The organism is uncultured Acetatifactor sp., from assembly GCF_948601915.1.
GTDB lineage: Bacteria > Bacillota > Clostridia > Lachnospirales > Lachnospiraceae > Acetatifactor.
Genome location: NZ_CAPDXS010000159.1, coordinates 1 through 6,422, shown reverse-complemented (window position 1 = coordinate 6,422; position 6,422 = coordinate 1). Strand labels below are relative to the sequence as shown.

8 protein-coding genes are annotated in these 6,422 nt (G+C 57.4%); 1 reads left to right on the top strand and 7 read right to left on the bottom strand.

Annotation, left to right across the window (positions count from 1 at the left end; translation table 11 throughout):
• From Q2B33_RS20505 to Q2B33_RS20475, 7 genes are all read right to left on the bottom strand, one after another.
• Nucleotides 1–493, bottom strand: a 493-nt coding sequence (locus Q2B33_RS20505; RefSeq protein WP_330691411.1) for a cobalamin B12-binding domain-containing protein, incomplete at its 3' end; no start/stop codon positions are given.
• A gap of 10 nt (nucleotides 494–503) precedes the next feature.
• A complete protein-coding gene (locus tag Q2B33_RS20500; RefSeq protein ID WP_300574044.1) occupies nucleotides 504–755 on the bottom strand; it encodes a hypothetical protein in 252 nt (83 codons plus the stop codon).
• A gap of 42 nt (nucleotides 756–797) precedes the next feature.
• Nucleotides 798–992: a DUF3791 domain-containing protein gene (locus Q2B33_RS20495; protein WP_300776732.1), complete on the bottom strand. Its 195-nt coding sequence runs from the start codon at nucleotides 990–992 to the stop codon at nucleotides 798–800.
• Between the two features lie 120 nt (nucleotides 993–1,112).
• Nucleotides 1,113–1,967, bottom strand: coding sequence for a metallophosphoesterase (locus tag Q2B33_RS20490; protein ID WP_300574050.1), 855 nt, complete (start codon nucleotides 1,965–1,967; stop codon nucleotides 1,113–1,115).
• Nucleotides 1,968–2,333: 366 nt separating this feature from the next.
• A complete protein-coding gene (locus tag Q2B33_RS20485) occupies nucleotides 2,334–3,473 on the bottom strand; it encodes an aminoglycoside phosphotransferase family protein (RefSeq protein ID WP_300574052.1) in 1,140 nt (379 codons plus the stop codon).
• Nucleotides 3,474–3,685: 212 nt separating this feature from the next.
• Nucleotides 3,686–5,101, bottom strand: a complete 1,416-nt coding sequence (locus tag Q2B33_RS20480; protein ID WP_296474884.1) for an ATP-binding protein — start codon at nucleotides 5,099–5,101, stop codon at nucleotides 3,686–3,688.
• A 303-nt stretch (nucleotides 5,102–5,404) separates the two neighbouring features.
• Nucleotides 5,405–5,557, bottom strand: coding sequence for a hypothetical protein (locus Q2B33_RS20475; RefSeq protein WP_296461683.1), 153 nt, complete (start codon nucleotides 5,555–5,557; stop codon nucleotides 5,405–5,407).
• 227 nt (nucleotides 5,558–5,784) lie between these two features.
• On the opposite strand from Q2B33_RS20475, the gene Q2B33_RS20470 reads away from it, so the two are divergent.
• On the top strand, nucleotides 5,785–6,422 hold a 638-nt coding region (locus Q2B33_RS20470), incomplete at its 3' end, for a hypothetical protein (protein WP_300914209.1).

The following is a 6,422-nucleotide window of genomic DNA, read 5'->3' as shown; positions in this document are numbered from 1 at the left end:
TCCCGGCCCCGGCTACAGGTTCCTCACCCCCGCTCCCGGCTCCGGCTACAGGTTCCTCACCCTCGCTCCCGGCCTTGGCCACAGGTTCTTCACCCTCACGCCCGGCTGCCCTCGCCCCCTTCACATAATAGTCCAGAAGCTCCCGGAAGGTAGCCTCGCCCTCGCCCACCATGATGCCCGCGACCTGCGGATACTCCCTCAATATGACATCCGCGTCATATGAGACCTCCGGGCCGCCCAGCCAGACTGCCGCGTCCGGCAGGAGCTTGGGCAGCTCCCCCAGCAGTTCCCGCACCAGCCGCCAGTTCCATATATAGCAGGAAAATCCCATGGCATCCGGCCTCCTGGCATAGATGTCCGCAAGAATCTCCGCCATGGGCTGGTTGATGGTATACTCCGCCAGCTCCACATGCCGCCGCAATTTTTCTCCCGCACAGGCCCGCAGGCTGTAGACGGCGGGGTTGGAATGGATATATTTTGCGTTTATTGCCACCAGCAAAAATTTAAAGTCCACAGCGCACCTCTGCATTCTTCCGTTCTGCCTTGTACATTTCGGCGATATCGGACGGCCCGCTCCACCAGAGCTTGGAGGACTCATCATATAGCAGCCTGCCTGTCCGGGAGGTGATGAAACAAGACAGCAGGTCTGTGGGGTCCAATCGCATTTCCTCCGCAAGCTCATCCACTACCATCGCGACCATCAAGTCAATGGCATTTTTCTTTGTTTCCTCCGAAACTGTTTTCATTATCGCCATACCTGCTCACTCTCCACAAATGCAAGGCTGCGGAGCGCGCTGTCATCCGCCGATTTCTGCACCTTCCCGCATCCCCCTGCCTTTTAAATATGTCTCTACGTCTTCCAGTATGGCCTCATCGCCTTCCACATGGAACATGTCAAAACATTCCTCTATATAGCGCAAGGCATTATACTGTGTAAACAGTGCCGCTACCTTCTCCATTGGCTTATTCCATCTTTCAGAAGCCAGCCGCATGATTCTCGCCTGCATATATATGATCTGCTGCCTTTCGCTCATGACTGGTTTTCCGCCTCCGTTTTCAATCTGTTACCGCTTCTTTTATCTGTCAGTCTTTCTGCATCAGACCTTTCCTGTTCACAGCCCGAACCGCTCCACCAGCTTCTCCCACTCCGATTCCGGCACCTGCGGCATGGAGGCGAGCCCCATCTCCTTTGCCCGGGCTTCCATGGCCAGGATGGATTTGAAGAAATAGTTGACGCCCGTCACCAGGCTCTTCTTGGTCGCGCGGTTCAGGACCATGCCCATCTCGTCCACGCCGCTCTCCGTAAAGTCCTGCAGATAGGACTCCACGTCATAGGGGATGGACAGGAGCTCCGCCTCCCATTTTTCTGACACGCCTGTCAGAATGGCGAACTGCGCCCGCCGCCCCACGCCGTCTACGGCAAAGCCCAGGGAGCCCGGGTTGATGTAGGTCTTGCCGTACATCCTGTCGATCTCCTGATGGTGGCTGTGGCCCCCAAGCAGATAAGGATAGGCCAAAGCCTCCATGACCTTCTCCTTCAGGCCCGCCTCCTCATGGACATTGCCCCGCACCCGGCCAGGCGTGCCGTGGCAGAGGTACAGGGCAGGGCAGCCCTCCAGGCACAGCTCCCCCTCCGTGGGGAGCGATGCGAAAAAATCCAGGTCCGTCTCCGTCATGCGCTGCAGCGTATAGAACAGCGTGCCGTTGGCGGAGGAGGGCTTCCAGCCTTCCCTGTTGTCCTTATTGTTCAGCAGATAGTCCTCCCTGTTGCCCCGCAGCATCCAGCATTCATAGCGCCTGCGCATCCCGTACAGAAGCGCCATGGTGCGCTCCGGGTAGGGGCTGTCCGTCACATAGTCCCCCAGACAGATGATGCCCTCCACCGGGTGTCCGGCGATGTATTGCAGAAAGGCCTCCAGAGCCTTGTAGTTTCCATGGATGTCGCTGATCAGCGCGATTCTCTTCATAGCAATCTCCTTTATCCGATTCCGCGGATATCTATTTGGCAGGCTCATGCAGCGTGCCATCTGCGGAATCCCTTCCCGGCCTACGCTTTCCCACGGAGAGACTGCGCATGGCCCCTCGCAGAATCCTGGCCCGGCCGGGCGGGGCAGCGCGGCGCGTCAGATGCCATCTGCGGAATCCCTTCCCGGCCTACGCTTTCCCACGAAGCCTGCGCATGGCCCCACACAGAATCCTGTCCCAGCCTTCCGGGGCAGCGCGGCGCGTCAGGTGCCATTTGCGGAATCCCTTCCCGGCCTACGCTTTCTCACGGAGAGACTTCGCATATCCCCCGCAGAATCCTGTCCCGGCCTGCGGGGCAGCAAGGCGCGTCAGGTGCCGTCTTCCCCCAAAATCTCCTCCGCAAGCTTCCTCGCCCCCGCATAGTAATAATCGAACACCTGGTCCCTGGCCCGGGATGCGTCCAGCAGGTCGCTCTCGATGAACTCGATGTACTCGTTCAGCACCGCCAGCCGGACGTCCGACAGATACCGCTCATGGGGAGGCTTATGCTCCAGCAGCTCATATGTCCTTTCCACGAACAGCTCCTTATGGGCCCGGGTCATATAAAAAGGGAATGTCCGCCTGTCCTCGGTGCCGTGGGCAATCATTCTGGCGATGTCCAGAGAATAGGGCATGATGCCGCCGAATGCCCAGTCCACCAGCGTCACCTTCCCGTCCCGGAAAATAGCGTTGAACTGCAGGAAGTCCCCATTGGAGAGCGTCCTTGGGCAGGTGAGCTGGCGCTCCAGGAAACGGTCATAGGCCTCCTTCAGGACCGGCTCCCCCTTCAGGCATTCCGCCCTTTTATTGATCCGCTTCCAGTAGCGCTCAAAACGGTCGTCCCGTTTCTTCCGAACGAACGCCGCCTCATCCTCCTGCCAGTAGCGGTTTGCGATACGGCTGATGCTCTCCGCGCAGGGAAGCGCCATATCCGATGTGTAGTCCCGCAGGTCTGTCCCCGGCACATACTCGATCAGGATCCACCGCTTCCCGCCCCACCGGGCGCTGCCGAAATAATCCGGGGCCGGAAGCCCCTGGCCCTTCAGGAAACGCTCATACACGCCGATTTCCGCCTCATCGGATTTCTTCAGCACATAGCATTTCCCTTCTGTCGTTATCTTATATACGTTGTAGCGGTTGACCTCGCCCTCTCCGTCATCGCAGAATCGCTCTGCCAGAATGTCCGTATTTTCTGTCTCCGGGGCATCCGTGCTTTCTTCCGCGCGGCTTTCCGAATCCGTTTCCCGAATCTGCCCCAAGAGGAAGGCTGCCTCGTCCGCATCCGTGGCATCCGCCTTCCGAATCGGTTCACGGACATCCGAAGTCCGGCCATAGGCATCCTGAGTCGGACCGATCTCCCGAATCCGGCTCGAAACGGCTTCTCCGGCACCCGGTTCCAGAATCTCTCTTACCAGCCGCCCGAAGGGAATCTTCCCCGGCGCCACCTTCTCTGTATACAATCCCCGCATGGCACTCTCTCCTCCCAGTCCTCCACTCCCGTCAGGAACCGCCGCTTTTTTCAAATACCCCGTTGCTTGCAGCGGGGTATTTGATTGCACACTTTTTTGATTCCCTCGTCCTGTCCTTGATTGAAATCTATTGTATCAGCATTCCTACATTTTATCAATGCTTTTCGGCACCCCGCCCGGGCGCGGCGTCTCCATGCCGGATCCGGCAGACCTCAGACCACATGGGCCTCCTGGATCAGGATCGGCCCCCCGCTCTCTCTGGCGAGCTCCGTCAGCCTGGGCGTAAAGCCGCTCCTGCTGAATACGCCGTACACAACCCCATAGCCGGGAAAGGCGCTGCGTATCTCCCGGGAGACGGCCACCTTCTCCTTCAGGGCAAAATACACAGGGGCGTCCACAGGCTTTTTATGGTACTTGCATTCCCCGGCGAATATCCTCCTGTTCCGATGGTCCACAGCCATGACGTCAATCTGGGTGTCGTTGTCATAGTCGTTGCTCCAGTAGGAGCCGATGCGGGAGGGCAGGAAATCCACCTCTCCCTTCCGGCAGAGGCTGGCAAAGATTTCTCTACAGATGTCCTCATAGGCAAATGCCGCGAATCGCTCCACGAAGTCCTTGTCCAGCTCGTCCAGGACAATCTGCCTGTTGTCCAGCTCCAGCTCCCCCTTATAGGGATAGACATAGCGGAACCAGAACCGCAGGAAGCCGTCGGCAATGAAATACAGTCCCTTCCTGGACTTTTCCGGATTCTTCTCCGTGACCGGCGTCTGCTTTTCGATGAACCCCAGATCCGCCAGGGTGGCCAGATAGGGCGTCAGCGCGGACGTCTCCTGCCCCAGCACGCCGGCCAGCTTCCCCAGCTTGTGGCTGCCGTCGGCGATGGCCTTGATGATGGAGAAATAATTCACCGCTGCCATGGACTCGCTCTTCAGCAGAAAGTAAGGTTCCTCATAGAGAAAGCCGTTCTTCGACAGGACCGTGTCCATGAGCTGCCTCCGCAGTCCCTGCCCATCCTGAAAGAATTCCAGATATTTGGGGACGCCGCCGGTGACGGAATACTGCTCCACCGCCTCCGAAAAGGTCAGATCCTGCGCCGCATAAACCTCCGTAAAAGGCAGGGGCACCAGGCGGATCTGCGCCGTCCGCCGCCCATACAGGGGGCTGTCGTAGGAAAGGGCGTGCTTTTGCATCATGCCCATCAGGGAGCCGCAGAGGATCACCATGACTGCGCTGTCCTTCAGCAGCTCGTCCCATGCGTTCTGCAGGATGGAGGGGAATGCCGGGTTCGCCCTGACCAGGTAGGGAAATTCATCCAGCACCAGGACCTTCTTCTCCTTCGGCCTGTACTCGGCTATCACCTGGAACAGATCCAGCCAGTCGCCGAAGGCCGCCTTCTGCAGCAGGCTGTTCCCGGTGGCCCGCGCTACCACGCCGGCCAGCCGCTTCATGCTCTGGCCCTCCAGCTCCTCCGTGGCGAGGAAATAAAAGGCCCTCTTCCCTTTCAGGAACTCCTTGATCAGTGTGGTCTTGCCCACCCTCCGCCGCCCGTAGATTACCACGAAGCTGCCGTCCCGGCTGTATTCCTCGTTCAGTTTCGCCAATTCGGCCTGTCTGCCTATGAATTGCATATCTCTACCTCCCTGGGCTCTATGGCCTACAGATTATGGTATTTAGATAATTTATTTTATGATAAACATATTTATATTATATCCCTTTGAGGCTCATTGTCAATATGGCTTACGCAAGGTATGCTTTTATATACTCACGAGCGTTCAAATTTGCCAGCGATTCATGATGTCTGCCGCTCGTGAGTCGGGTTGCTTGGCAAGTTTTAGTGATCGTCAGTATAAATCAGCAAGGTGTAAAGCCCCTCCTCAATCCATCAGGGCGTTACACCTTGCTCTATGTCTCCTGTTTATCCAGCTCCCGGTCTACTTTTGGTCTGTGTCCGTGCTGCCGGATGTCATCCCTCTGTCAATCCGTTTTATGCCGTTCTTGATGACCTCTTTTGCCTTTTCCGTGTTGTCCGTCTCCAGCAGGGCCAGAATGGAATCCAGCAAAATACATAGCTCCGGATTTCCCATATCCTCACCTCTTTCTTAAGCGCTATATGCAAGTATCTGATATTTCTGATTATAACATCACCTTAATGAAGCGTAAAGCCATACCGCATCAATCGTTGATTTCTGTACTGAAATTTGTTATAATGAGTCCCGGAGGACTACAATTACACCGCTAATATCCTCAGACCAAAGAAAGGAACCAAATGCACGACAGGGATAAAATATACTTCCACAATTTCCTCACAGGGATGCGCACAGGCAAAGACATCACCCTGGAGCAGCTAAGCCTGGGCCTGTGCACCCCGGCCATGCTCAGCCTCATAGAGGCGGACAAGCGGCAGCCGGACAAGCTGACGCGCGACCGCCTGACAGAGCGGCTGGGCTTCGAGAACGACGGCTTCGAGGACTTCCTGCAGCCGGACGAATATGAACAGTGGCAGGATCAGGACAGGCTGCTGCGGGCCGTATACGCAGGGGACATACCGGAGGCGGAGCGGCTGTTGAGGCTGTTGGAACAGAAAAAGATAGAAGACAGAATTGTCTTCCATCAGTTTGTCCTGACCATGCGGGCACAGCTGATGCAGTACAAAAAAGCCTCCCGGGAAGAGCTACGGGAAGCCTTCGGGAGGGCCATGTCCCTCACCATGCCAGACGTCGCGTCCGGGACATGGACCGGGCGCCTCCTGGCCGCCCAGGAATGGAACCTGCTGCTGGAATACATCCGCCTGGGCGGGGACGCAGGGCCTGTCACGGGCACGGATCCTTCCGCCGCTTATACGGCCCGGGCACTGGAAAAGCTGCTGGACGCACTGCGCGGCTCCTCCATGGACAGCTACAGCTATGCCAAGGTGTACCCCAAGGCGGCCTATTTCCTGTGCCTGGAACT

Bases quoted from the DNA above. Each gene is read 5' to 3' on its own strand.
- Q2B33_RS20490 (WP_300574050.1), bottom strand. From the start codon at position 1,967: ATGAAGAGAATCGCGCTGATCAGCGACATCCATGGAAACTACAAGGCT.
- Q2B33_RS20495 (WP_300776732.1), bottom strand. From the start codon at position 992: ATGCGGCTGGCTTCTGAAAGATGGAATAAGCCAATGGAGAAGGTAGCG.
- Q2B33_RS20500 (WP_300574044.1), bottom strand. From the start codon at position 755: ATGGCGATAATGAAAACAGTTTCGGAGGAAACAAAGAAAAATGCCATT.
- Q2B33_RS20480 (WP_296474884.1), bottom strand. From the start codon at position 5,101: ATGCAATTCATAGGCAGACAGGCCGAATTGGCGAAACTGAACGAGGAA.
- Q2B33_RS20485 (WP_300574052.1), bottom strand. From the start codon at position 3,473: ATGCGGGGATTGTATACAGAGAAGGTGGCGCCGGGGAAGATTCCCTTC.
- Q2B33_RS20475 (WP_296461683.1), bottom strand. From the start codon at position 5,557: ATGGGAAATCCGGAGCTATGTATTTTGCTGGATTCCATTCTGGCCCTG.